Genomic DNA, 25,162 nt, shown 5'->3' with positions numbered 1-25,162 from the left:
TCCAGGGCCAAATGCTCGACCGTAAGCGAGTTGGCCCCGGATTGCTGCGCTGCGTTCGCAATGACGAAAAGATATCCGCTTACCTAAAAGCTGTCTCAATACTCCCCGTAGGCGTCCTGCCGGCCGTAATAGCCTTCGCCGAAAGGATCGTAGGAACGCTGCCGCGGGGCGTATTGGTAGCCGGTCGGGGCGCGGCTGGCCTCCATACCGGCCGGCATGACATCGCCGTCGTCGTAGTCGCGGCGCGAACGGGCCGCGCGGTAGCCGGGCTCGCGACCGCCGCCGGCAACGCGCTCCTCGACCTCGCCCTGCAGGGTGATCCGCGTGTTCGCCATGCCCTGCGCCTTGATCAGACTGTAGAGCGTCGCGGCGTTGCCGGGCGAGAGCCGGACGCAGCCATGCGAGGCGGCGCGGCCGAGGTTGCGCACCTGGTTGGTGCCATGGATGGCGTGGCCGATCTGCGTGAAGAACACCGCATGCGGCATCGGCGCGTTGTCGAACTCGCGCGAGAAGTGGCTGGCCTCCATCCGGAACGGCTTGAAGCTGCCGCTCGGCGTGTCGTAGCCGGCGACGCCCGTGGAGACGGGCCAAGTGTAGCGAGGCTGGCCATCGACGGTCACCGACATCCGCTGGGACGCCTTGTCGACGTCGATGCGGAGTTCGGCCGAGGCCGAATTCGTGAGAACCGCGAGCAGAACGCCCGACAGTAGGATTGCAGAGAACGGACGCATGAAACGGCCTCGCGGCGACGACGGTCGAACCTGACGGACTACGTGCCGAACCGTAGGCGGTTCCGGCAGGTGTGGCGAGCAGTCCGCCTTCACCGACGGGGCATAAGGCCCTGCATCGTCGGTCTTTTCGGCGAAACGGCGCCGGAAATCCTCCCGGCGCCGCCCGATCTCGGTAGTCTGACGCCCGGCCGATCACATCGGAGGGGTCAGGCCGTCCTTGCCGACGGCGACGAGCTTGCCTTCGAGCTTGCTGCCGTCCTTGGCCGCGACCACGAAGATGTGGCTGCCGGGCTTGAGGATCGCGGCGTCGGCGGGCTCGAACGCCACGATCGGCGCCTTGGCCGGCACGGCGATCGTCTTCGAACCGTCCTTGTCGTAGGTCACGGTGAGGGTCTTGTCGCCGCCGGCGCCCGCGGCCGACTTGACGGTGCCGTTGGTCATCGAGCTCTTCACCTTCGGCGCGGCTGCGGAGCTTGCCTTGACCGTACCGTTGGTCATCGAGCTCTTCACCTTGGTGCCGCCCTCGGTGGTGTCGGTGATCTCGTCCCAGCCGTAGTGGCCTTCCGCCGTGCCGCGCATCGACTCGGGGAAGAGCACGACTTCAAGGGCGGTGGGCGGGTTGTCGCCCTTGGTGGCGGTGCCGATGAAGACGCCGTCCTTGATCTCGTCGAGGCTCGACTTGACCACCCAGGCGAACTTGGCGCCCGAAGTCGCGACGGTCTCGGACTTGCCGTCCGCCGTCTTGATCACGACCGAGCTGCCGTCGGCGCTCTCGATGGTGCCGCGAACCCGCTGAAGCTCGGGGGCGGCGACGCTGGCGCTCGTGAGGGCCAGAAGACCGGCGAAGGCTGCGAGCGTGGTGCGTTTCATGGTCGTATCTCCCTGTCTGTGCCCCGCAATTATGGGGCGGCCGACCGGGCAGACAAGCTTGCGCGCAATCGAATGACGCTCAAGCATCCTTATATTGCGCATAGGGGCGTGGCCGCCCGGTTTCGGACAGCCACGCGACGGAAACCCTTACTTCAGCAGCTTGGACAATGCCTTGCCGGCCGGGCTCTTCAGCTCCTTGGCGTCGACGGTGCCGTCGTTGTCCGGATCGGCTTCCTTGAACAGCGAACCGGCGAGCGCGACGAACTCCTTCTTGTCCAGGGTGCCATCGCTGTCGGGATCGGCCTTCTTGAGGGCGGACGGGCTAAGGCGGCCCTTGAGCTCCTTGACGTCGAGCGTGCCGTCCTTGTCGGGGTCGAGCACATCGAACTTCGCGGAGGCAGCAGCCTCGACTTCCTTGAGGTCGATGGTGCCGTCGTTGTCGGTGTCGACCGACTTCAGGATCGCGCTGCCGGCGGCCTTCTTGGCGAAGGCAGGGCTCAGGGTGGCAACCGGCAGCAGCAACGCTGCGGCAGCGAGAAGTGCGGTCGCACGGAACGGAACGGTCATCGTCGGTCTCTCCTGACTGTGGATGATTAGCAACGATCGATGACTACCATGACGGCGCAAGCGGATGGCCGCGATATCTTGCAATGCGGCATTGCAATATGGGCAAGTTCGGCAATCGGGCCGCAGATGCGGGAGCGGCTTCGTCCGGGCCACCGGCGGTCATCGAATCGTGTTCCGACCGGCCGGCAACCGGTACCGGGCTGAGGCGTTTCTCAGATGCAGAAGCGGCAATCCGGCCCTTGCGCGACGCTTGTCTTCCCGTGCGCATCGGCGATTGGAACGATATCCCGGACGCTAAGCCGCTGTCATATCGGCGCTATCAATTCCGGCTGGCGTCTCGCTCGGCGCACAGGCCTGCCGGAATGTTCTATGAGAAATATAAGTGTAGTGCCCGCTTGAATTGCGCCCAATAGATCGCCTATGTTGGGTCTATCGAAGAACGCAGGAGATGGTCATGAAGTGGTCCGCCCCGGTCGTCCAGGAAGTCTGCGTCGGCATGGAAGTCACCAGCTACGAGTCGGCAGAGATCGACACCTTCAACTGATGAAGTGACGGCGGCTCGATCGAGCCTGTCTCTTGCGTCTCATCCAAAATCCAAACAGGAGAAACGTCATGAAGTGGTCTGCCCCCATCGTTCAGGAAGTCTGCGTCGGCATGGAAGTCACTTCCTACGATTCCGCTGAGATCGACACCTTCAACTAAGGTCGTCTCCGGCTAGATTCAGCCGATCCTTCCTCTTTTTAATCAGTCAATCAGGAGATTCATCATGAAGTGGTCCGCTCCCGTCGTCCAGGAAATCTGCGTCGGCATGGAAGTCACCAGCTATGAGTCCGCCGAGATCGACACCTTCAACTAAGGTCGTCTCGTCGAACTCCAGCGGTTCGAGGGCGTCACCCGGAAGGGTGGCGTCTTTTTTTCGTGCCGTGACGAACGACGTGAAACGGCCGGATGATCGCTCATCCGGCCGTTTCACGTGTTAACAGGACTGGTCGGTGAGCCGAAGGCTCAGAGCTTGTAGCGGATCTGGTCGGTCCAGAAGCGTTCGAGCCGGCCCAGTGCCTGGTTGAGGCGGCCGAAATCGTCGGTCGAGATGCCGCCGATCGGCTGGATGGTGCGAGCGTGCTTCTCGTAGAGGCCGCGGATGATCTCGTGGACCTCGTGGCCCTTGTTGGTCAGGCTGATCCGCACCGAGCGGCGGTCCAGCTTGGAGCGGGCGTGGTGGAGGAAGCCCGCCTCGACCAGCTTCTTGACGTTGTAGGAGACGTTCGAGCCGAGATAGTAGCCCTTCGAGCGCAGCTCGCTCGCGGTGAGCTCCTTGTCGCCGATGTTGTAGAGCAGCAGGGCCTGGACGCTGTTGACGTCCTCGCGACCACGGCGCTCGAACTCGTCCTTGATGACGTCGAGCAGGCGGCGGTGCAGGCGCTCCACGAGGTGCAGAGCCTCGAGATAGTTGCCGGCCACCGGAGCGGTGTCGGGAGCGGTGTCGGACTCGACGATCCTCGCAGCCTGGGACTTCATCTGACGCCTCACTTGGTCTGTTCTGCCGGTGCGCCGTTTTGGTCGGCGCCGCTTATGCAGCCAATCTGGCCCAGACGAATGAAAGGCGATTTAAGCGACAAGATGAATTTGTGATTTACCCGGAGTGGTCAATGCGCAATGAAATCCGCGATATTTACGAACGCGAAGGGCTATACGGCAAGCTCCCGCTAAGATTACCAAGCTCGCTTCGCAACTCGACTTCGCTTTGCCGGGGAAACCTGCGGAAAGCGCCAGGACGGTCTCAAGCTGGACCCGCGACGGCCGGACCTCCGGCGCGTCGGCATCGCATCCGGGCGCCACCGCGCGGCCCAGGATTCAGCAGCCGAGAAGCCCTCAGGCCTTCACGGTACGCTTGCGCTTCGGCTTGGGAGCGGCCGGCTCGGGGGCCTGGGCCGCGACCTCCGCCTCCTTGGCCAGACGCATCGCGCGCAGGCGCTGAGTCCGGTCGTCGACCGCCCTGATCTGCGCCTTGTGGTCGGCCATGGCCTGCGCGCCGTCACGCGCCATGCGCTCGGCGCGCTCGGCGCGGTCCTCGGCGCGGTTCTTCGCAGTCGGGTCCTCGGTCGTCGTCATCGCGGTCTTTCGGTACTCGTCCGGTGCCCATCCATCGGCGCAGCGCATGGCGCATGCCGAAAATCCGCTCTCCGGCGAGGACGGGGCTGCGTCGGGAAGACATGGCGCCGAGCGGAGGAAGCCGGCACCGATTACGCTGCCCGATGTAGCACGCCGCGATGCGCAATGGCCAATCGCAGCACTCGCTTCATCCTTTCTCACCGCGAAAACATCGGTTCGGTGGCAAGCGAGAACCGCAGATGCCGCTCGCGGCGCATATCGGCGGCGATGATTGCCTCGGGCGACCGTCCAGGCGCACCGCCAAGTCGGGCATCGTGCTCGATACACGGCATTCGCAAAGCCGCCCGACGCGACCCGGTCGGACGGCGGAATGCGGGCGCGCCTCCCTTACTTCTCGCGGAAGGCCCGCCGGGCCTGATCCGTCAGCGGCTTGGTCAGGTAGGAGAACACCGTGCGATCGGCGGTGCGGATGAAGGCCTCCACCGGCATGCCGGGCATCAGCTTGGCGCCGTCGAGGCGGCCGAGCTCGTCCTTCGTGACGCCCAGCCGCACGAGGTAGTAGAAGCTGCCCGTCCGCTTGTCCTCGCTGACGTCGGCGGCGATGCGGGTGACGCGGCCGTTCAGCTCCGGCGTGGTGCGCTGGTCGAAGCTCGGAAAGCGCAGGCCGGCCTCCTGTCCGGTGCGCAAGCGGTCGATGTCCTGGGGCGCGACGCGCACCTCGACGACGAGAGAATCCGCGGTCGGCACCACGAGCATGATCGGCTCACCCGGCGAGATCACGCCACCGCGGGTGTGCACCGCGAGTTCGTGGACATAGCCGGTCTGCGGCGAACGGATGTCGATGCGCTGCAACTGATCGAGGGCGGTGATCTTCTGCTCGGTGAGCGTCGCGGCCTTGGCGCGGATCTCTGCGAGTTCCTTGGCCACGTCGCTGCGCAGGTTCTGCTCCAGCTGGATCACCTGCAATTCGGTCTCCGAGATCTTTCCCTTGGTCTGCGCGATGTTGGCGACGAGTAGGCCGCGCTCGCCCTTGAGCCGCGAGATGTCGCGTTCCAGCGCGGTGAGGCGGGTCATCTGGATGAGGTTCTTCTTCCAGAGATCCTGCACGCCCTCGTATTCGCGGCCGATGACCGTGGATTCCTGCTCTTTCGCGGCGGATTGCTCGACGAGCCCCTTGATCTCCTCGCCGAGCTGCCCGACGCGCTCCTTCAGCTGCGATTTCTGGCCCTGCAGCGCATCGCGCCGGAAACGGAAGAGCTTTTGCTCGCCGTCGACGATCCGCGAGACCTCGGCGCCGGCGGCGGTCAGCTCGGCCGGGAAGGCCACCGCGTCGAGCCCGTCGCGCTCGGCCTCCAACCGCGCGCCCCGGGCGGCCAGCTCGAAAAGGCTCTTGCTGACGCTGTCGTAGGTGGCCCGCGCCGTGGTGGCGTCGAGGCGGATCAGCAGATCGCCGGCCTGGACGCGCGCGCCTTCCTGCACCCGCAAGTCGTCGACCACGCCGCCGGTCGGATGCTGCACCTTCTTGATGTTGGTCTCGACCACCAGGGAGCCGGTGGCGATGATGGCGCCGGAGAGTTCGGTCGCCGCCGTCCAGGCGCCGACGCCCGTCGCCACGACGATCACCGCGGCGACGCCGCCGATATGCCGCCGCAGCGAACGGCGGGTGTTCCGGGTGACGTCCACTGCGTTGCTCATGCGACTCTCGTGGGTGTCTGGCGGGTGAGCGCGCTAAGCTGCGCCAGGACCTCGTCGCGCGGGCCGTGCATCTGCACGCGGCCGTCGGCGAGCACGAGGATGCGGTCGACCGCGGTTAGCGCGCTCGGCCGATGCGCGATGACGATGGCGATGCCGCCACGCGCCCGCACCGCCTGCACCGCCGCCGACAGCGCCCGGTCGCCCTCGACGTCGAGGTTGGAGTTCGGCTCGTCGAGCACGACGAGGAACGGATCGCCGTAGAGTGCCCGCGCCAGGGCGATGCGCTGGCGCTGGCCGCCGGACAAGCCGAGGCCTCCCGCGCCGAGCAGCGCGTCGTAGCCGCCGGGCAGCCGCAGCACGACCTCGTGGACGCCCGCCGCCCGCGCGGCAGAGAGCAGCGCCTCCGGATCGGGCTCGGGATCGAAGCGGGTGATGTTCTGGGCGATGGTGCCCTCGAACATCTCGATGTCCTGCGGCAGGTAGCCGGTGGAGCGGCCGAGCGCGTCGGGATCCCATTGCGCGATGGCCGCCCCGTCGAGGCGGATGACCCCGCGGCTGGCGCGGGCGAGCCCGACGAGCGCGCGGGCGAAGGTGGACTTCCCAGAGCCGCTCGGGCCGATCACGCCGAGTGCGCTGCCGGGGGCAAGGGCGAGGTTGACGTCGTGAAGCGCTAGCGTGTCGGTGCCGGGGATCGCCACCGAAAGCGCCGTCACCCGCAGGCTCTCGCGCGGGGCGGGCAAGGGCGTCAGCGCGGCGGGTTCCTTGCGCGGCAGGAACGTGGCGAGGCGGGTCCAGGCCTGGCGCGCGGCTGCGAACGACTTCCAGTTGGCGATGGCCAGATCCACCGGCGCCAGCGCGCGGGCCGACAGGATGGTCGCGGCGAGCATCACCCCGGCCGTCGCCTCTTCCCGCACCACGAGATAGGCACCGAGGGCGAGGATGCCGGATTGCAGCACGGTGCGCATCAGCCGCGCTGAAGCGCCGAAGCCGATGGCGAGGTCGTTGCCGTAGGTCGCGACGTCGAGGTTTTTTTCCGCGCGAAGCTGCCACAGAGCGGCGATGCGGGAGCGCATTCCGAGGGCCGACAGCAGCGGCGCGGTGCGGTGCGCCATGTCGACGAAGGCGCGGCGCTCGCTCGCCGCCTTGACCGCCTCACGGGTCGGGCCGGACGAGGCCCAGTCGGTCAATATCGTCAGAATGCACAGAAAGATCGCGCCGCCCAACACCGTCAGACCGATCCAGGGGTGGAACAGGAAGCAGACGGCGACGTAGAGCGGCACCCAGGGCAAATCGAAGAAGGCCGTGAAGGCCATGCTCGACAGGAAGCCGCGCACCGTGTCGAGGTCGCGGAGCGCCTGGGGGCCTTCGTCGCTGCGCGGCATCTCGGAGCCCCGCACCAACAGCCCCCGAAAGATCCGCGAGCCGAGGCGCTCGTCGACGAGGCGGCCGAAGCGCGAGAGGATGCGCGCTCGAAACACTTCGAGCACACTCTGAACCAGGAACAGTATCAGGGCGATGCCGGCGAGCCCGACGAGCGTCGCAAGGCTTCGGCTCGGCAGCACCCGGTCGTAGACTTGGAGCATGAAGACCGGCGCCGTCAGCATCAGCAGGTTGATGAGCCCGCTGACGCCGATCACGGCGAGCAGCGCCCCCCTCCCCGCACCCACGGCAGCCCAGAATTCCCGGCGCTTGGCCAGACGCACCACGCGGTCTTCGCTCACGTCACGGTTCCGGGTTTTTGGGGGACGGGGTGCGGAGGGTCAGGTCTGGGGGTGCGAAAAAGTCCCCGCCGCGCCAGGGCGGCGGGGACCGGTCGTCACAGCCCGAGGAGGTGGAGGCCGCTCGTCGCGCCATGCGGCGTCGGATCGGCGTGATGCGCTTCCGCATGCCCGCCGAGATCGATCGCGAGCACCCCGAGATCGATGCCGGCACCGTGCGAGGCGTCCGCATCGGCCGATCCGGCGGTCGTCGTGTGGACGATGTCGAGGACATGGCCGACCAGGGCGTCCCCGCCGCCGCCGCCCGTCGCGGGGAAGGCGATGCCGTCGCCGGACAGAAGCCCGGCGCCAAGCAGGCCCGGCTGGTCGGCGCCGACGCCGATCGCGCCGACCTGAACCGTGTGCGCCGGATCGGCCGGGGGCGTGAAGATTCCGACATTCGCGACCGGCGCCGCAGTGGTCGGGCCGGCTGCCACGTCGATCAGCGGATGCGTCCCCTCCCCGCCGCCGGTCAGGCCACCGAGGATCCCCGTCAGCGGATTTCCCCCACCCGTTACTCCGCCGACGGTAGAGAGTACGGGCGCGAGCACGCCATCGAGCGGCGACCCGCCGTTACCGCCGGTCACCCCATCGAGCACCCCGGTCACCGGTGCGAGCACGCCGTCGCCACCGCCCGTGAGGCCGCCGAGCACGCCGTCGAGGGGCGTCCCCGAGCCGACGCCGCCGGACAGGAGGCCGTCGATCACGCCGGGAACGCTGCCGACGACCGCGCCGGCCGCATCCGCCACATGGCCGACGTCGGCCACGACTTGGCCGATGCCGGCCGGACCGTTCCCGCTGAGGATGTCGCCGGGGAGGTTCACCACGTCCGTGACGAGGTTGCTGCCTTCGCCGAGCGCGCCGAGACCGACCGTCGTGCCGAGGTTGATCACCTCGTGCAGCGGCACGTTCAGGATCGGGATGTCGTGGCCGAGGTTCTCGATGTTGGCGTGGATGCCGTCGATCAGCCCGTTGGCGATGTCCCCCACCGGCTGCAGGGTACCGTCGGGACCGAGCAGGTCGCCGCCGAGGGGACCACCGCCGAGAAGTGCGGTGACGGGCGCGAGTACGCCGCCACCGTCACCGGCGAGCCCGCCGAGCAGGCCATCCAGAGGCGTTCCGGAATGGCCGCCGGTCACGCCGTCGAGCAGGGACGTCACGGGCGCGAGAAGGCCGCCGCCCTCACCGGTCAGCCCGCCGAGAAGTCCGTCGAGCGGAAGGCCGGACTGGCCGCCGAGCAGGCTGCCCGGAATGTGGAGGACGTCGCCGAGCAGGCCGGTCGCCGCGCCGGTGACATGGCCGAGATCGCCGAGGATCGGCGAGAGCGCGTCGAGGCCCTGGCCGTTCAGGAGGCCGCCGGGCAGCCCGACGATGTCGGTGAGCAGGTTGCCGCCGGTGCCGAGATGACCCAGCCCCACGGTCTCGCCGAGGGCGGTGAGCCCGTGCAGCGCGTCGTTCAGGATCGGCAGGTCGTGGCCGAGCCCCTCGATGTTCGCGTGGAGATCGAGCACCACGGCGTTGGCGAGGCTCGAGACCGGTGCGAGCAGGCCATTCGGCGCGAGCAGGTTGCTCCCCGTACCGCTCCCAACGGCCGAGGCGACCAGCCCATCGGTCGCGCCGAGCGCCCCGCCGAGATCGTTCAGTAGGGGCGCCGCGGAGACCAGCCCGCCGCCGGCGGCCACCGCGGCCGGAACCGCCGTCAGGTCGGTGAGGATGTTGCCCGGTTCGCCGATATGGCCGAGGCCGACGGTCTCGCCGAGGTTGGTCAGGGCGTGAAGCGGGCCGTTCAGCGGCGCGACCTCATGGCCGAGGTTCTCCAGCGCGGCATGCGCATCGATCACCGCCTGGTTGGCGATGCCGGTCGCCGTGCCGGCGAGCCCCGCCGTCGCGCCTTCGGTCAGGGGAACGTCGAGGCCGCCCTCGATGAGCGAGGCGATAGGGCCGAGCGTGCCGAGCTGCCCGGTCGCGAGCGCCGTCGAAGACAGCAGGGCATCGGGGCCGATCAGCCATTCGAGCGAGCGCGCAGGCTGGCCGAGCACGGATAGGGGTGATGTCGACATCTGATCCTCCAAGAGTCATGGACCAACTCTGGAAGCTCGATGTTGTTTCTCTACTTGAATTTCAGAGTAAATTTTCGATTAAAATCTCGTTTTAGGCTAAAATTTGATACTTATGCTGTCTTTGTATAGTTTTCGACTGTTCCATTGGCTGAAAAGTGAATTCTATAGCCACGCAATCGGCGGGGTCGGACGCACGACCCCTCCCGGCACGGTGTCGCGCCGGGAGGGGGCTGTCGGTTGCGACGCCGGCCATCAGTTGAGGGCGGCCGCTTCCTGGGTGATGCCCGCCGCGCGCAGCGGCGAGACGACGATGCGGTCGCCGATCCGGCTGATCTCGACGGAGCGGGTCTCGGCGCCGAGGCCGCGCGGGGTCGAGAGGGTCACGCTCTGGTCGGCGGCGAGCACCGTCTCGAAGCGGACCGCCGGGGCGGCGGCGCGCGGCGCCAGGGTGACGACCACGCGAAACCCCTTGGGCTCGGCGGTGTAGTAGGCGACGCCGGAGAGCGTGCCGAGGTCGACGCTGCCGCCGGAGGCCGACTTGATCTCGGCTGCGTTCGCCGAGGCAATGCCGGTCGAGAGGGCGAGGGCGACGAGGAGGGGACGAAGGGTCATGATCGGGTCTTTCGCGGTCTGCAGGGCGAGATGCCCTTGCCTGTGACCGGGATATGCTCTGCAGTGCAGCATGTATCAAACCGATTGGATCGCTAGTGGCTATTGATCATATCGATCTGGCCCGCATCGACCTGAACCTGCTGACGGCGCTCGACGCGCTGCTCTCCGAGCGCAGCGTCACGCGGGCGGCAGCGCGCATCGGCATCGGCCAGTCGGCGATGAGCTCCGCGCTCGCGCGCCTGCGCCGGCTGTTCGACGACGAGCTGCTGACGCGCGCGCCCGAGGGCATGCGGCCGACGCCGCGGGGGCTCACGCTGGCCGAGCCGGTGCGCGCCGTGCTGCGGCAAATCCAGTTCCTCGTGCGCCACGAGGACGATTTCGACCCGCGCAGGGTGGAGCGGAGCTTCACCATCAGCCTGCCCGACAGCACGGAGATGCTGCTCGGCCCGCGCCTGCTCGCCTATCTGCGGGCCGAGGCGCCCGGCATCCGGCTGCTGCTGCGCTCGGTCGACCGCGACCGCTCCCTCGAAGAGCTCGATACCGACCGGGTCGACCTCGCCGTCGGCTTCTCGTTCGAGGGCCAGAGCCATCACAAGCGGCGGCTGCTCTATCGCGACAGCTACGTCTGCCTGTTCGAGGCCGGGCTCGTCGGCCTGACGCCGCCGATCTCGCTCGACGACTACCTGCGGTTTCCGCACGTCCTGACGAGCCTGCGCGAGACCGCCCACGGCGTCGTCGACGACGCCCTCGCCAAGATCGGCCGAACGCGGACCCTCGCCGTCACCACTCCGCGCTTCCTCGTGGTGCCGTTCCTGGTCCGCAGCGCCCCGGTGATCGCCACCATGCATGCGCGCCTCGCCACCACTTTCGCCGACGCACTCGGACTTACGGTGAGCCCGGTGCCGGTGGCCCTCGACGACGTCGCCGTCGCCATGCTCTGGCACGCCTCCTACGACAACGATCCCGCCCACCGCTGGCTGCGCCGGGTGCTGGTGCGCCTCGCAGGCGAGACGGCGGAGGCCGAACCGCTGATGGTGATGCACGGGGCGGGCTGAGGCGCGCTTCCCGGCTCCCGGAGCAGCCGCCGGATCACTCCTCGCTGCTGCCGGCCTGATCGAGCGCTTCCAGGGCGCCGGGCGATCTGGCAAAGCGCGCCCGCAATCGGGCCTCGTCCTGCTCGATGGTGTTGCACCTCAGGCGGAACCGCGCCTGCGCGATCGCAGCCCCCCGGTCCGCATCGGTCGCCTCCTCGCCGGCCCAGTGGTTGCACCCGGCCAGACGCTTCACGAAGGCCGTGATCTCGGGCGGAAGCGGCAGCGGGTTCGGGGCGATCAGATCCGGCAGGTCCTGCGCGACCGCGCGCGACGGCATGACGGCCGCCGCCATCAGAACACCCACGGCCGCAGCCGCCATCCATCGGTGAAACGCCGGAATGCCCGATCTCGTCATGTCATTTCTCCGCGGACCTCGCGTCCGCCCGATGTGAAGAGATCTGTACGCCATCGGCCCCTGCACAACTCTCCGGCATGACAGGCCGGCGATCGGGTGCCGGAAGCCGTTACCGATCGCATCGCCTTGGCGATTCTCGTGCCGACGCGCGGGTCGATGGACGGTCGGGTCGAGCGCGACGCCGTTCTGCCTAACCCCACGGCCCCGGCGCCGCCGCGCAATCTGCCGCGAGCGTATCGCAGAACAGGTCGAGCGCAGGCTGCCATGGTTCCAGCACGGCTTTGCGCTCGACAGGTCCTCCGGCCCAGGCGGCGTGCTGCCGGGCGAGTTCGGCGCAGACCTCGATCGTGGCGTTCGAGGTGACGATCGGGAATTCCCGATGCGCCTCGATGCCCGAGGCGACCACCGGCAGACCCATGGCGAGGGCCTGCCCGATCCCGAGGTTGTAGCCCTCCCACCGCGAAAAACTCGCATAGGCGTCGGCGACCGCATAAAGCTCGCCCATCTCCGCGTCCGAGACGTTCGGGAAGACCCGAAGCCCCTCGCCTTCCAGCAGGGCCACGTCCGCGGGCTCGCCCCGCCCGACGAGCGCGAAGACGCAGGCATCCTTCGCCTCCGGATGCAGCAATCCGAACTCCTGGGCGATATCGACGTAGCGGTCGACACCCTTGTAGTTCCGTTCGGAGGCCGTGAAGCGGCAGACGTTCAGGATCACGAACCGGTTCGTCAGGTTCCAGCGCGCGCGAAGCGCATCCCGGCGGGCGGCCCATTCGGCGTTCCACGCCGTCAGGTGCGTGCCGCCGTTGCGCAGGACCATGGCGTCCTGTCGGAACTGCTGCCCGTAGATCGTGCGCGAGATCGTGAAGATGCGCTTGGCGAAAGCCGCCGAGAGCCGCTTCTCGCGGTCCACGGCCTCGCGGCCGACGCGATCGGGAAACAGCTCCGGGCTCGGCTCTCCATGGTCGACGAAATACGTCGCCGGATGGGCGCCGAGCAGGCGGGCGACGCTGAAGAACGGCTGCGTATGCGCCACGACGCAATCGATGCCCTCGCTCACCGCGAAGTTTGCTGCCGCACGCGCGTCTGCGAGCGCGACGCGGCGGCAGCCCGGATACTCGGTGTCGCGCTCGGAGACGGGGCCGCCGACGGTCACCTCGAAGCCGCGGGCGCGGAGCGCCGCCGCCTGCTGCGCCAGGACCACCGGCACGCCGAACCCCTGTCCGTGGACGAGGCTCAGCATCAGCACGCGCTTCGCCCCCCGGCTTCGCCGCCACGGCCGCACGATGCGCGGCGGGAAAGCCGGGTCGTAGAGGCGGGTCAGCGACAGGTTCGGGCTGTAGGCCGGATCGTCGCGAAACATCGCGGGGACCTGGGCAATCAGGGTCGCTGCCTCCCGATAGAGGCGGTTGAGCTTGGCGCTCGAGTCGCTGTAGCCGCGCGACTTCGACTCGTGGTGGTAGAGCAGCGGTTCGGCGATGTTGACGGTGCGGTATCCGGCCTGGACGGCCGCCACGCAGAGCTTGGTGTCGTTGAAGTTCACCTCCAAACTCGGATCGAAGCCGCCGAGTTCGAGGAAGAGCTCGCGCCGCATGGCGAGGCAGGCGCCGGTGACGGCCGAGAATTCGCGGGTGACGTCCGCCGTCGCGATCGCCGTGTACGGAACGCCGGCATGGCGGTGGATGCCGACGCCGTGGACGCCGAGGATGACGCCCGCATGCTGCACGGTGTCGTCCGGATAGAGCAGCGTCGCGCCGACGGCGCCGACCTCCGGCCGGCGGGCCTGGGCCACGAGCTTCTTCAGCCAATCGGCCCGGTTCACCGTGGTGTCGTTGTTGAGGAAGACGAGGATGTCGGCGTTCGAGCGGGCCACGCCCGCATTGTTGATCGCCGAGAAATTGAACGGGCCGGGCGCCGGCACGATGACGACGCCGCGCGCCGCGATGTCCCGGAAGTATTCCGCCGTCTCGGGCTTCTCGGAGCCGTTGTCGACGACGATGATCTCGCGGCGGTCGGCTGGATAGTCGGTCTGCGCCAGGATGCTCTCGATGCAGGGCCGCAACAATTCGATGCGGTCGCGGGTCGGGATCACGATGCCGACACTGGCGAAGGCCTCGCCCGGCTCGGCGATCACCGGCTCAGCCGTCACGAAACGCGGCGTCGGCGCCGCGCCGATCCGGTGCGAGAGCACGAACGGCACCCGCGTGACGGCGGCGGGATCGAGTCGTTGCAGGAAGGCGCTCGGCAGGGTCGCGCTCGGCTGCGCCCGGGCATAGGCATCCGAGAGTGCCGCGCGGGTGCCCGCGTCGGAGCGGAAGGCGGCGGCCGGCCCGGCATAGGCGACGCGGCGCAGGTAGTCCGGCGACATCTCGGGAGTGAAATCCGGCGCCGTCCGCTCTGTCCCGGTCAGGCGGTCGTGATCTGCATAGGCGGCCGTGGCGCCATGCGCGCGAAGCCAGCGCGCGAAGGCGTCGGCGGCATGGGCCCGCAGGATCGCGTCGCCCGCGCAGAGCAGAACGGTGCTGCCGTCTGCGATCTCGCCGAGCGCGAGATCGAGCGAGATCGCACATCGGATCTGCGAGTGTCCGGAGACGCCGGTTTCGCAACGCCGCCAGAGCTCGGCGGGAAGGTCGGCGGCGGGGGCGAGCGTGGCCTGCCAGTCCGCGCCGATCTGGCCGCGCAAGGCTTCGAGGATCCGCGGCAGGCCGTCCACGGCCGCGGCGTCGAGCACGCAGAGCACCTGAACCGGCGGCAGCGGATCCCGCTCGGCCTCGGCGCGGATCGCGGCCTCGTCCTCGGGCGTGAGGGCGTCGTGAAGCTGGATCCAGCGCTGGTAGAGCGGCGCTCCGCTGCCGGCATGGCCGCGCGCGCGGCCATACAGCACGAAATGCTCGATCGGGGTCGGGAACAGCGTCCGGTAATCCGGGTAGAGTTCGGTGTAATATTCCGGATCGAAGGCCGGACCCGGCGCGCGGTTCTCGAGGCGCCCGTAGCGGATGTAGTGGTCGAACGGTTTCGACGTGGTGCGGGCGACGTCCGGGTTCTGCGCGAAGTAGAAATCCGGGTCGAACAGCCCGCTCGCCAGGATCACCGGCCGCAGGGCTTCCTCCGTCGAGGGCGTCCAGAGATAGGCCGAGTCCGGCTCGCGGCGGCGCATGGCGTGCAGGAAGGGCGGTTCGCCCGAGGCCGCGACGCCGGTCGCCCGCGCGCGGTAGGCGTCCGTGCTGAAGAGCGGGCCGGGATCCTTGCCCTCGTAGATTCCGTGCTGGCAGAAATGCGCGAGCGGGCCGGCCGGGTAGGTGCGCACGTCGGGATAGCGCCGCAGATACCAGCGCGGGGCGAACAGGCCCGACTGGCGTACCGCCGCGATCAGGACCGGGTCAAGCTTGCGATGCCAGGTGAGGCGGCGAACGATACGACGCAGTCGCATGCGATGGGACGATCCGGGTGCCGAGAGCATGATGCGGGATCGCGCCCGCGCCGACGGGTCCTCACGGGCCGCGACCCGCTCTTGGCCCGTCCGGAAGCGAGCGCTTGGTACAACGGGGCCGAGGGGCGGTCCAGCGAGGGAGGCTCGATCAGCCGGCCTGCCGGATCGCTTCGCCGAGGATCATCGCCGCCGCCACCGCGACGTTGAGCGAGCGCAGCCCCTCGCGGATCGGCACCACCACCCGCGTGTCGGCCGCCATGTGGACCGCCTCCGGTACGCCGGCAGATTCCCGGCCGACCAGGATGCAGTCGCCGTCCCGGAATGCATGCTCCGTGTAGGGCACCGCGCCCGCCGTCGTCGCCAGCACCAGCCGAATGCCGGCCTCGCGCCGCCAGTCCTCGAAGGCGGCCCAGGAGCGGTGGCGGGTGATCGCGACGTGTTCGAGATAGTCGAGCCCCGAGCGGCGCAGGTGCCGGTCCGAGACGTCGAAGCCTGCCGGCTCGATGATCTCGACGGCCACGCCGAGGCAGGCGGCCATGCGCAGCATGGTGCCGGTGTTCTGTGGGATGTCGGGCTGGTAGAGGGCGAGGCGAAGCATGGACTCATCGATCGGACGGCCATGTGGCCGTTGGCAAGCGCGAATGCACGTCGCAGCCCATGCTGTGGACGGTCCCGGCGGCGTCGGCCGGCAGGGCCACGCGACGTGTCCGGTCATGCCCGCGGCATCGCAGCGGACTTGGCTGATCGTCGAGGCGGCTTAAGTCTGGCTCTCCAACCTCAATCGGTACCCCACGCATGTTTCTCGACTGGCTCGAGCGCCGCATCGACCCGTTCGCGGCGTTCGACGACCGGCAGATGCCGCCCAAAACCGTGATGGGCTTCGTCGGCTTCTACCTGAGGCCGATCCGCTTCGCCCTGGCGATCCTGTTCGTCGCCGCCGTCTTGGCCGGCACGATCGAGGCCTCGCTCTACCTGCTGATGCGCTGGTTCATCGACCTGATGAACGGCGCCGACCGCTCCACCGTGCTCGCCGAGCACGGAACGGGGATCGGGCTGGCGCTGGCGCTGCTCCTCGTGGTGCGCCCGGTCTCGATCTGGCTGCACGAGATCTGCTCGAACCAGCTCATCGTGCCGCAGACCGCGAGCCAGATCCGTTGGCGCACGCATCTCTACACGCTCGGGCACTCGCTCTCGTACTTCCAGTCCGACTTCGCCGGGCGGCTGGCCAACCGGATCGTCCAGGTCGGGCCGGCAGTGCGCGAGCTCGCTGTCGTGTTCATCGACACGTTGCTCTACGTGGCGATCTACGCCGTCACCGCGATCGGGCTGTTCAGCTCGATTTCCCTGTGGCTCGCGCTGCCGGTCGTGGCCTGGGTCGCGGCCTATGCAGCGCTGACGACGTGGTTCGTGCCGCGCGCCCGGGAGCGCTCGCACAAGAGCGCCGAGACCCGCTCGACCCTCGTCGGCCGCGTCGTCGACAGCTACACCAACATCCTGACGGTCAAGCTCTTTGCCCGCGACCGTGAGGAGCGCGCGGCCGTGCGCGAGGCGGTCGACGCCAACACGGCGGCCTATCTCCACCAGTTCCGGCTGACCACGCTGACGACGACGCTGCTCGGGATCCTCAACAGCGTCCTCCTCGTCGCGACGGCCTCCGCCTGCTTCCTGCTCTGGCGCGACAACGCCATGACCACCGGCGAAGCCGCCGCCGGCCTGGCACTGGTCATGCGCCTCCTCGCCATGTCGGGCTGGGTGATGCAGACCGTGCGCGGCGTCTTCGAAAATGTCGGTGTGATCCAGGAGAGCATGGCCACCGTCTCACGCCCGCACGCCCTGGTCGATGTGCCGAATGCCGGCACGCTGCGGGTCTCCGGAGGCGACATCCGCTTCGAGGACGTCGACTTCCACTACGGCCGGGGCGATGCCTCGATCATCGAGAACCTGTCGTTCCGCATCCGGCCCGGCGAAAAGGTCGGACTCGTGGGCGTCAGCGGCGCGGGCAAGACCACCATCACCGCACTGCTGCTGCGCCTACACGACCTGGAGGGCGGCCGCATCCTGATCGACGGCCAAGACATCGCCGAAGTCACGCAGGATTCGTTGCGCGGCTCGATCGCGATGGTGACGCAGGACACCTCGCTGCTGCACCGCTCGATCCGAGACAACATCGCATACGGCAATCCGGAGGCGTCTCAGGCCGAGATCGAGCGGGCTGCCCGGCTCGCGCAGGCCGACACCTTCATCGGTGACCTGATCGACCACAAGGGCCGGCGCGGCTACGACGCCCAGGTCGGCGAGCGCGGCGTGAAGCTATCGGGCGGTCAGCGCCAGCGCATCGCCATCGCCCGCGTCATCCTCAAGGACGCGCCGATCCTGATCCTCGACGAGGCGACCTCGGCCCTCGACTCGCAGGTCGAGGCGGCGATCCAGGACAGCCTCGACATGCTGATGCAGGGCAAGACCGTGCTCGCCATCGCTCATCGCCTCTCGACCATCGCGGCGCTGGACCGGCTCATCGTCATCGACAAGGGCCGCATCGTCGAGGAGGGCAGCCATGCCGAGCTGATCCGCTCGGGCTGCCTCTATGCAAGGCTCTGGCAACGCCAGTCGGGGGGCTTCCTCGGAGATGGCGCCGCAGGCGCCGACGCCTCACGCAGCCTCGACACGACGGCAGCGGAGTGAGGTCGGGTTCGCCCACGGTCAGGAGCGGGCCACCGCCCCCAGCGCCGACAGGATACGCGCCCAGCTGCGCGTACCCTTGTGGAAGCTCTGCAGCTCGTACTTCTCGTTCGGCGAGTGGATCCGGTCGTCGTCGAGGCCGAAGCCGATCAGCAGGGTATTGAGGCCGAGGATGCGCTTGAAGTCGCCGACGATCGGGATCGAGCCGCCGGCCCCGACCGCGATGGCGTCGCGGCCCCATTCCTCGGTGAGCGCAGCCTGCGCGACGGCGAGCTGCGGCATGTCGAAAGGCAGCGCCAAGGCGCGCGAACCCTTGTAGCAAATCACGTCCACCTTGCAGTCGGCCGGAACGCGCTCGCGCACGAACGCCTCGAAAGTCTTCGCCAACACCTGCGGGTCCTGGTCGTCGACCAGTCGGAACGACACCTTGGCGCTCGCCTGGCCGGCGATGACCGTCTTCGTACCCTCCGCCGTATAGCCGCCGATGATGCCGTTGACGTCGCAGGCCGGGCGCGACTGGATCAGTTCGATCAGCATGCGCCCACGCTCGCCGGCCGGCTCCTTGAGGCCGATCGGCCCCAGGAACTTCTCGGCGGTGAAGTCGAGGCCCTTCCATTGCTCCAGCACCTCGGGCGGCGGCTCGCGCACCCCCTCGTAGAAGCCCGGCAACGTCACCCGGCCGTCGTCGTCGTGGAGCGCAGCGAGGATCTTCGACAGCACATGGATAGGGTTCGCCGCCGCCCCACCGAAGAAGCCCGAATGCAGGTCGCGATCGGCGCAGGTCACCGTCACCTCGAAATAGGCGAGACCGCGCAGGGACGTGGTGATCTGCGGAGTGTCGCGGTCCCACATCGCCGTGTCGCAGACGAGGGCCACGTCGGCCTTGAGCCGGTCGCGGTTCGTCTCGACCCATTCCGGCAGCCCCTGCGACCCACTCTCCTCCGCCCCCTCGATGACGATGGTGACGGCACAGGGCAGTTCGCCGGTCATGGCGAGATGCGCCCGGCAGGCCTCGATGAAGGTCATGACCTGACCCTTGTCGTCCGAAGCCCCGCGGGCGACGATCTGGCGGTGATCGCCTTCTCCGGTCAGGCGCGGCTCGAAGGGCGGGTGCGTCCACAGGTTCAGCGGGTCGACCGGCTGCACGTCGTAATGGCCGTAGAACAGAACGTGCGGCGCACCGGGCTTGGGCTTGTGCGCGTAGACCACCGGGTGGAGCGAGGTCTCCTCGACGCTGGTCTCGAAGCCGAGCGCCGTCAGCGTACCCTCCAGCCAGTGCGCGGCCCTGCGGCACTCGCCCTTGTAGGCGGAATCGGTCGAGATCGACTCGATGCGCAGGAAATCGAACAGCCGCTCCAGGGCGTTGTCGAGGTCCTTGTCGATGTCGTTCAGGATCGGATCCAGCGCGGCCATGGCCTGTCCTTCGAGAAGATTGTGCGGGTTGGGCCAGCGTTAGCCGAGCGGCAGCCGCGGCGTAACCCCGCTGCAATCCGCTGACGCGGCAGGGAACGGCGCCAGATTGGAACGGTTATCGAAACAATCCGGCGCGGCGTCCGTCCGCGCTGCATCCGTTCAATCGCCCTGCCTCTAGCCGCTACAAGTCACGTTCGCACGGCAGGCGGCGGACCCACCAATCGCAGACGCTCCGGTTCCATGGACCGGAGCAGCATCATGGAAAACGCCATGCTTATCGACAGCGGCTCATCCGGAGCCCATGCCAAGATCGGCATCACCCTAACCATCAATGGCGAGAAGCGCGAGATCGAGGTCGCGCCCTGGACGACGCTGCTCGACCTCCTGCGCGAGCGCCTCGACCTCACCGGCACCAAGAAGGGCTGCGACCATGGTCAATGCGGTGCCTGCACCGTTCTGGTGAACGGCACCCGCATCAATTCCTGCCTCGCGCTCGCCGTGATGAAGGACGGTGCCGAGATCACCACGGTCGAGGGGCTGGCCGGCATGGCCCAGCGCCAGGGCACCAACACCCTGCACCCGATCCAGGAAGCCTTCGTCGAGCATGACGCCTTCCAGTGCGGCTACTGCACGCCGGGGCAGCTCTGCTCCTCGGTCGGCCTGATGAACGAGGGCCACGCCAAGACCCGCGAGGAAATCCGCGAGGCCATGAGCGGCAACATCTGCCGCTGCGGCGCCTACACCAACATCATCGATGCGATCGAAGACGTCATGCAGGGAGCCGCCCGATGAACCGCTTCGATTACGTTCGCCCGACCACTGTTGCCGAGGCCATTCAGGCTCTCGGCTCGGATGCGAGTGCGCGCTTCATCGCCGGGGGCACCAACCTCGTCGACCTGATGAAGTACAATGTCGAGAAGCCGGGCCGGCTCATCGACATCACCCGGCTGCCGCTCGGCGGCATTGCGGAGCATGAAGGCGGCCTGCGCATCGGCACGCTCGTATCCAATGCCGACCTCGCCTACGACGCGCGCATCCAGACCCGCTACCCGCTGTTGTCGAGCGCGCTGCTCGCCGGGGCGTCGGCACAGTTGCGCAACGCGGCTTCGACCGGGGGCAACCTCAACCAGCGTACGCGCTGCTACTATTTCTACGACGAGGGCACGCCCTGCAACAAACGTGAGCCGGGCTCCGGCTGCCCGGCGATCGGCGGCGTGAACCGCATCCATGCGATCTTCGGGGCGAGCGAGGCCTGCATCGCCACCAACCCTTCCGACATGTGCGTAGCCTTGGCCGCCCTGGAAGCGACGGTGCAGGTGACCGGTCCCGACGGCGACCGTGCCATCGCATTCGCCGATTACCACCGCCTGCCGGGTGACGACCCGTCGAAGGACAACAGCCTCAAGCCCGGCGAGATCGTCCTCTCCGTCGACCTGCCCGCGCGAGATTACGGCCAGCATCACACTTACCTGAAGCTGCGCGACCGGCTCTCCTACGCCTTCGCGCTGGTCTCTGTGGCGGCCGCCCTCGAACTCGACGGCCGGACCATCAAGACCGCTCGCCTCGCATTGGGCGGCGTCGCGCACAAGCCGTGGCGCAACGTGGAGGCCGAGGCCCTGCTGCAAGGCAAGCCGGCGACGCGCGAAAGCTTTCAGGCCGCCGCCGACCTCATCGTGGCCGAGGCCAAGCCGCAATCCGAGAACGGTTTCAAGATCGAGCTGGCGCGGCGCGCCATCGTGCGCGGCCTCGAACAGGCCGCCGCGGGCACGCCGCAGAACCAGTCCGACAAGCGCATTCAGTAAGGATCTTTTGCCCATGGCTACGCAGATCAGCCCGGCATCCGGGCGCGACAAATTCGTCGGCAGCGCGCAAAACCGCGTCGACGGTCCCGCCAAGGTCACCGGTCTCGCCAAATACGCCGGCGAGTTCACCTCCGAGAACCTCGCGCACGGCTACGTCGTGTCGAGCGCCATCACCAAGGGCCGGATCACCGCAATCGACAGCGCGGCAGCCGAAGCCGTGCCCGGCGTGCTCAAGGTGATCACCCACGAGAACAGGCCGAGCGTCGCTGGCGAGGCTGAGGCCTACCAGGACATGGTAGCGCCGCCCGGCGCGCCCTTCCGCGCGCTCTACGACGAGACCATCGCGTTTTCCGGCCAGCCTGTGGCGCTGGTCGTGGCGGAGGATTTCGACACGGCACGCCATGCGGCCTCGCTCGTGAAGGTGTCCTACGAGGCCCAGACGCCGCACACCGACATCGCAGCGCTTCAGGATCAGTCCTACGACCCGCCGGAAAAGCGCGGGGGCATCAAGACGCCGCCGAAGCCTTGGGGCGATGCCTCCGCCGCGTTCGACGGCGCCCCGATCAAAGTGAGCGAGCAATACCGGATCGCCCACGAGCATCACAATCCAATGGAGCCCCACGCCTCGACCGTCGTCGTCGAGGATGACGGCACCTATACGGTCTACGACAAGATCCAGGGTGTCGCGAACACTCAGATGTACTTGACCAACGCCTTCGGCCTGAAGCCGGAGCAGGTGCGCTGCCTCAACCCCTATCTCGGGGGCGGCTTCGGCTGCGGTCTGCGCCCGCAATACCAGCTCTTCCTGGCGATGCTGGCCGCACAGGACCTCGGCCGCTCGGTGCGCGTCGTGCTGACCCGCGACCAGATGTGGAGCTTCACCTACCGGCCGGGTGCGATCCAGACCGTATCGCTCGGCGCTGAAAAGAACGGCGTACTTCAGTCGCTGAAGCACGATGCCCTGCACGGCACCTCGCAGTTCGAGGACTACCAGGAGAACGTCGTCAACTGGTCGGGCATCCTTTACCGCTGCGACAATGTCGAGTTGACCTATCGGTTGTCGAAGCTCGACACGGCGACGCCCGGCGACATGCGCGCCCCCGGCGCCGTCACCGGAATGTTCGCCCTCGAGACGGCGATGGACGAACTGGCCTACGCGACACGGATCGATCCGATCCAGTTGCGCATCACCAATTATACCGACACCGACCCGGTCGAGGAGAAGCCGTACGGCTCGAAGGCCTTGAAGGACTGCTTCGTGCAGGGCGCCGAGCGCTTCGGCTGGGCCAAGCGCACCCCCGAGCCGCGCTCGATGCGCGACGGAAAGGAGCTCGTCGGCTGGGGCATGGCCTGCGGGATCTGGGAGGCGCTGATGATGGAGTCGAGCGCCAAGGTCACGCTGACCGCCGACGGCCGGCTCGAAGTCGGAAACTCGACGGGAGACATCGGCACGGGCACCTACACGATCCTGACCCAGATCGCGGCCGACGCCCTCGGCCTGCCGATGGACCACGTCACGACGAAACTCGGCGACACCGACCTCGCCAAGGCCCCCGTCGCCGGCGGCTCCTGGACGGCCGCGTCGTCCGGCACGGCCGTGATGAAGGCCTGCCGAAATGTCGCCGAGCAGGCTTTCAAACTCGCCCGCGGCCTGGAGGGCTCGCCGCTGGCGAACGTTGATTTCGACCGTATCGTGTTTTCGAAGGGCCGCATCGAAGCGGCCGGCGATCCCTCACGTGGCGTGGCGCTGACCGATGTTCTGAAGGCCTCGGGCCAAGACAGGATCGAGGCGACGGAAACCGCAAACCCCGACAAGGACTTCGCCAAGAAGTACGAGGCCTACACCCACTCTGCCGTCTTCGCCGAGGTGAAGATCGACGAGGACCTCGGCATCGTTCGTGTCACCCGCATCGTTTCGGCGATCGCGGCCGGCAAGATCCTCAACACTAAGACGGCGCGCAGCCAGATCATGGGTGCAGTGGTGATGGGCATCGGCTCGGCGCTGCATGAGGAATCGATGCTCGACCACCGCCTCGGCCGGTTCATGAACCGCAACCTCGGCGAGTATCACGTGCCTTCCAACGCCGACATTCACGACATCGACGTGATCTTCGTCGAGGAAGAGGACAAGGCGAACCCATTGGGTGTGAAGGGCGTCGGCGAGATCGGCATCGTCGGCACGGCCGCCGCGATTTCGAACGCGGTGTTCCACGCCACCGGCAAGCGCATTCGCGACCTGCCGATCACGGTGGACAAGATCCTGGCAGCTTGAGCCGACCTGAACGGTGCGACCCGAACCGGCAGCCCTCGCGGCTGCCGGTTCTTTTTTGCGCAGCGACCGCTCCCGCGTTGCGGTCGCCGATCGACGCGCGGTATCGCCGGGCAATGTTGAGTCTCTCAATCGGCTGACCGGATGAACCCCCTCCTCGTCTTTTTCGGTGCCGGGATCGGTGGCGTGCTGCGCCATGGCGTGAACCTCGCCGCCATCCGGCTCGGCTCGGGCTTTCCCTGGGGCACGATGACGATCAACGTCGCCGGCTCGATCCTGATGGGCGTCGTTACCGGCTGGTTCGCCCTGCGCGGCGGCAGCATGCAGGCGCGGCTGTTCATCGCGACGGGCATACTCGGCGGCTTCACCACCTTCTCGACCTTCTCGCTCGAAGCCTTCATGCTGTTCGAGCGCGGCGAGACCGGCGGAGCGATCGCCTACATTCTCACATCCGTGATCGCCGGCATCGGCGGGCTGGCGTTCGGCCTGCTGCTGATGCGCCAGATTCTCTGACGGAAGCGGCATGGCCGAGCTCGCGCAATCCTGGCGGTTCTGGGCGCTGCTTTCGGCAGGGTTCGCGGCGCTGACCGCGATCCTGGCCAAGGTCGGCGTCACGGGCGTGGAATCCGACGTCGCGACCTTCGTGCGCACGGTGGTGATCCTCTGCCTCACCGGCGCGATCGTGCTCGCCGCCGGCCAGAGCCAGGCGCTGACGCAGATCCCCGGCCGCAGTGCGCTGTTTCTCGTGCTCTCCGGCCTTGCGACCGGCGCGTCCTGGCTCTGTTACTTCCGCGCACTTTCGCTCGGGGATGCCTCGCGCGTCGCGCCCATCGACAAGCTCAGCGTCGTCCTCGTGGCAATCTTCGGCGTGGTGATCCTCGGCGAAAAGCTCTCCGGCGTGAACTGGCTCGGCGTCGTGCTGATCGCGGCCGGCGCCGTGCTGGTGGCGTTCCGCTGATGAGACGGCCGGCCATCGTCGCCGCACTTCTCGCCAGCTGCCTTCGGGTCTACGCGGAGAGTCCGTTCGTCGATGCGGCCTCGGTCGTACCCGGCCTCACGGTGGAGATGCGCTATGCCGGCGCGCACAATTTCGTCGGCCGCCGGATCGCCGGCTACGAGGCGCCGCGCTGCTTGCTGACGCCGAAGGCCGCCCGGGCGCTGGCCGCAGCGCAGGCCGATTTGGCCAGCCGGGGCTACGGCCTCAAGGTGTTCGACTGCTACCGGCCGACCCGGGCGGTGGCCGATTTCGTCGCCTGGGCGTCCGACCCTGCCGACACCCGCATGAAGGCCGCGTTCTATCCGGCGATCGACAAGCGCGACCTGTTTCGCCTCGGCTACATCGCCGAGCGCTCCGCCCATTCCCGGGGCTCCACCGTCGATCTGACGCTGGTCCGTCTCGGCGGCAACGAGGTCGACATGGGCACACCCTTCGACTGGTTCGGCCCGGAATCCGCGCCGGGTTGGCACAAGCTCGCCCCGGCGCAATCGACGGCACGCGGCGTGCTGCGGGCGGCGATGATTCGGGCCGGTTTCCAGCCCTACGCACAGGAATGGTGGCATTTCACGCTTCGCGGCGAGCCCCATCCCGCCACGGCTTTCGACCTGCCGGTGCGCTGAGGTCGGATTGGCGAAGTCGCCAAGCCGATGCCCTGCCTCGCCTTTCGAAACCACATTGAATTCTTCTAATTCAGCACTGCCGATGCCACTGGTGTTTTTGCG

General features: G+C 68.0%; 24 protein-coding genes. 11 read left to right on the top strand and 13 right to left on the bottom strand.

Features of this window, described 5'->3' with window-relative positions; translation table 11 throughout:
- Window positions 1–95: 95 nt before the first annotated feature.
- From MFF07_RS03925 to lanM, 3 genes are all read right to left on the bottom strand, one after another.
- Window positions 96–731 carry a L,D-transpeptidase gene (locus tag MFF07_RS03925; protein WP_147813589.1) on the bottom strand — a complete coding sequence of 212 codons (636 nt, stop codon included), beginning with the start codon at window positions 729–731 and terminating at the stop codon, window positions 96–98.
- A gap of 192 nt (window positions 732–923) precedes the next feature.
- Complete coding sequence (locus MFF07_RS03920; protein ID WP_147813587.1) at window positions 924–1,601, bottom strand: metal ABC transporter permease; 678 nt, start codon at window positions 1,599–1,601, stop codon at window positions 924–926.
- A 147-nt stretch (window positions 1,602–1,748) separates the two neighbouring features.
- The gene (gene lanM, locus MFF07_RS03915; RefSeq protein WP_147813585.1) at window positions 1,749–2,168 is read right to left on the bottom strand and encodes a lanmodulin LanM; all 420 of its coding nucleotides are present in this window, start codon (window positions 2,166–2,168) and stop codon (window positions 1,749–1,751) included.
- 454 nt (window positions 2,169–2,622) lie between these two features.
- Between lanM and pqqA (MFF07_RS03910) the strand changes: the two genes are divergently transcribed.
- The 3 genes from pqqA (MFF07_RS03910) (at window position 2,623) to pqqA (MFF07_RS03900) (ending at window position 3,024) form a co-directional block, all read left to right on the top strand.
- Window positions 2,623–2,712, top strand: a complete 90-nt coding sequence (pqqA, locus tag MFF07_RS03910; RefSeq protein WP_147048147.1) for a pyrroloquinoline quinone precursor peptide PqqA — start codon at window positions 2,623–2,625, stop codon at window positions 2,710–2,712.
- A gap of 68 nt (window positions 2,713–2,780) precedes the next feature.
- The gene (pqqA, locus tag MFF07_RS03905; protein WP_147813583.1) at window positions 2,781–2,870 is read left to right on the top strand and encodes a pyrroloquinoline quinone precursor peptide PqqA; all 90 of its coding nucleotides are present in this window, start codon (window positions 2,781–2,783) and stop codon (window positions 2,868–2,870) included.
- 64 nt (window positions 2,871–2,934) lie between these two features.
- Window positions 2,935–3,024 (top strand): pyrroloquinoline quinone precursor peptide PqqA, encoded by a 90-nt coding sequence (gene pqqA, locus MFF07_RS03900; protein ID WP_091970034.1) that lies wholly within the window; start codon window positions 2,935–2,937, stop codon window positions 3,022–3,024.
- Window positions 3,025–3,173: 149 nt separating this feature from the next.
- Here pqqA (MFF07_RS03900) and ldtR read toward each other — a convergent pair whose 3' ends face one another.
- From ldtR to MFF07_RS03870, 6 genes are all read right to left on the bottom strand, one after another.
- Window positions 3,174–3,686: a transcriptional regulator LdtR gene (gene ldtR, locus MFF07_RS03895; protein WP_147813581.1), complete on the bottom strand. Its 513-nt coding sequence runs from the start codon at window positions 3,684–3,686 to the stop codon at window positions 3,174–3,176.
- Between the two features lie 354 nt (window positions 3,687–4,040).
- Window positions 4,041–4,280 (bottom strand): hypothetical protein, encoded by a 240-nt coding sequence (locus MFF07_RS03890; RefSeq protein ID WP_187272393.1) that lies wholly within the window; start codon window positions 4,278–4,280, stop codon window positions 4,041–4,043.
- Between the two features lie 387 nt (window positions 4,281–4,667).
- A complete protein-coding gene (locus MFF07_RS03885) occupies window positions 4,668–5,975 on the bottom strand; it encodes an HlyD family type I secretion periplasmic adaptor subunit (RefSeq protein WP_147813579.1) in 1,308 nt (435 codons plus the stop codon).
- A complete protein-coding gene (locus MFF07_RS03880; RefSeq protein ID WP_147813577.1) occupies window positions 5,972–7,696 on the bottom strand; it encodes a type I secretion system permease/ATPase in 1,725 nt (574 codons plus the stop codon). The genes MFF07_RS03885 and MFF07_RS03880 overlap by 4 nt, the downstream gene beginning before the upstream one ends.
- 95 nt (window positions 7,697–7,791) lie before the next feature.
- Window positions 7,792–9,792, bottom strand: coding sequence for a hypothetical protein (locus tag MFF07_RS03875; protein WP_147813575.1), 2,001 nt, complete (start codon window positions 9,790–9,792; stop codon window positions 7,792–7,794).
- Between the two features lie 252 nt (window positions 9,793–10,044).
- Window positions 10,045–10,404, bottom strand: coding sequence for a hypothetical protein (locus MFF07_RS03870; RefSeq protein WP_147813573.1), 360 nt, complete (start codon window positions 10,402–10,404; stop codon window positions 10,045–10,047).
- Window positions 10,405–10,499: 95 nt separating this feature from the next.
- On the opposite strand from MFF07_RS03870, the gene MFF07_RS03865 reads away from it, so the two are divergent.
- A complete protein-coding gene (locus MFF07_RS03865) occupies window positions 10,500–11,459 on the top strand; it encodes a LysR family transcriptional regulator (RefSeq protein ID WP_147813571.1) in 960 nt (319 codons plus the stop codon).
- A 34-nt stretch (window positions 11,460–11,493) separates the two neighbouring features.
- Here MFF07_RS03865 and MFF07_RS03860 read toward each other — a convergent pair whose 3' ends face one another.
- From MFF07_RS03860 to MFF07_RS03850, 3 genes are all read right to left on the bottom strand, one after another.
- Entirely contained in the window at window positions 11,494–11,853 is a 360-nt protein-coding gene (locus MFF07_RS03860) for a hypothetical protein (protein WP_147813569.1), read from the bottom strand.
- Window positions 11,854–12,043: 190 nt separating this feature from the next.
- Complete coding sequence (locus MFF07_RS03855; RefSeq protein WP_187272391.1) at window positions 12,044–15,280, bottom strand: glycosyltransferase; 3,237 nt, start codon at window positions 15,278–15,280, stop codon at window positions 12,044–12,046.
- A gap of 148 nt (window positions 15,281–15,428) precedes the next feature.
- Window positions 15,429–15,878 (bottom strand): tRNA (cytidine(34)-2'-O)-methyltransferase, encoded by a 450-nt coding sequence (locus MFF07_RS03850; RefSeq protein ID WP_147813565.1) that lies wholly within the window; start codon window positions 15,876–15,878, stop codon window positions 15,429–15,431.
- 197 nt (window positions 15,879–16,075) lie between these two features.
- Between MFF07_RS03850 and MFF07_RS03845 the strand changes: the two genes are divergently transcribed.
- A complete protein-coding gene (locus MFF07_RS03845; RefSeq protein ID WP_147813563.1) occupies window positions 16,076–17,962 on the top strand; it encodes an ABC transporter ATP-binding protein in 1,887 nt (628 codons plus the stop codon).
- An 18-nt stretch (window positions 17,963–17,980) separates the two neighbouring features.
- Here the strand turns inward: MFF07_RS03845 and MFF07_RS03840 are convergent, their stop codons facing one another.
- Window positions 17,981–19,372: a dipeptidase gene (locus tag MFF07_RS03840; RefSeq protein ID WP_238230732.1), complete on the bottom strand. Its 1,392-nt coding sequence runs from the start codon at window positions 19,370–19,372 to the stop codon at window positions 17,981–17,983.
- Between the two features lie 270 nt (window positions 19,373–19,642).
- On the opposite strand from MFF07_RS03840, the gene MFF07_RS03835 reads away from it, so the two are divergent.
- From MFF07_RS03835 to MFF07_RS03810, 6 genes are all read left to right on the top strand, one after another.
- A complete protein-coding gene (locus MFF07_RS03835; RefSeq protein ID WP_238230730.1) occupies window positions 19,643–20,164 on the top strand; it encodes a (2Fe-2S)-binding protein in 522 nt (173 codons plus the stop codon).
- The gene (locus tag MFF07_RS03830) at window positions 20,161–21,174 is read left to right on the top strand and encodes an FAD binding domain-containing protein (protein WP_238230727.1); all 1,014 of its coding nucleotides are present in this window, start codon (window positions 20,161–20,163) and stop codon (window positions 21,172–21,174) included. The genes MFF07_RS03835 and MFF07_RS03830 overlap by 4 nt, the downstream gene beginning before the upstream one ends.
- 13 nt (window positions 21,175–21,187) lie before the next feature.
- Window positions 21,188–23,446 (top strand): xanthine dehydrogenase family protein molybdopterin-binding subunit, encoded by a 2,259-nt coding sequence (locus MFF07_RS03825; RefSeq protein WP_147813555.1) that lies wholly within the window; start codon window positions 21,188–21,190, stop codon window positions 23,444–23,446.
- 141 nt (window positions 23,447–23,587) lie between these two features.
- The gene (gene crcB, locus MFF07_RS03820) at window positions 23,588–23,956 is read left to right on the top strand and encodes a fluoride efflux transporter CrcB (protein WP_147813553.1); all 369 of its coding nucleotides are present in this window, start codon (window positions 23,588–23,590) and stop codon (window positions 23,954–23,956) included.
- Window positions 23,957–23,966: 10 nt separating this feature from the next.
- The gene (locus tag MFF07_RS03815) at window positions 23,967–24,401 is read left to right on the top strand and encodes an EamA family transporter (RefSeq protein WP_147813551.1); all 435 of its coding nucleotides are present in this window, start codon (window positions 23,967–23,969) and stop codon (window positions 24,399–24,401) included.
- Window positions 24,401–25,060, top strand: coding sequence for a M15 family metallopeptidase (locus MFF07_RS03810; RefSeq protein WP_147813548.1), 660 nt, complete (start codon window positions 24,401–24,403; stop codon window positions 25,058–25,060). The genes MFF07_RS03815 and MFF07_RS03810 overlap by 1 nt, the downstream gene beginning before the upstream one ends.
- The last annotated feature ends 102 nt before the right edge of the window (window positions 25,061–25,162 follow it).

This window comes from Methylobacterium thuringiense (assembly GCF_022179645.1).
Taxonomy (GTDB): Bacteria; Pseudomonadota; Alphaproteobacteria; order Rhizobiales; family Beijerinckiaceae; genus Methylobacterium; species Methylobacterium thuringiense.
The sequence above is the reverse complement of the archived record's forward strand: the minus strand, read 5'-3'. Positions and strand labels throughout refer to the sequence as shown.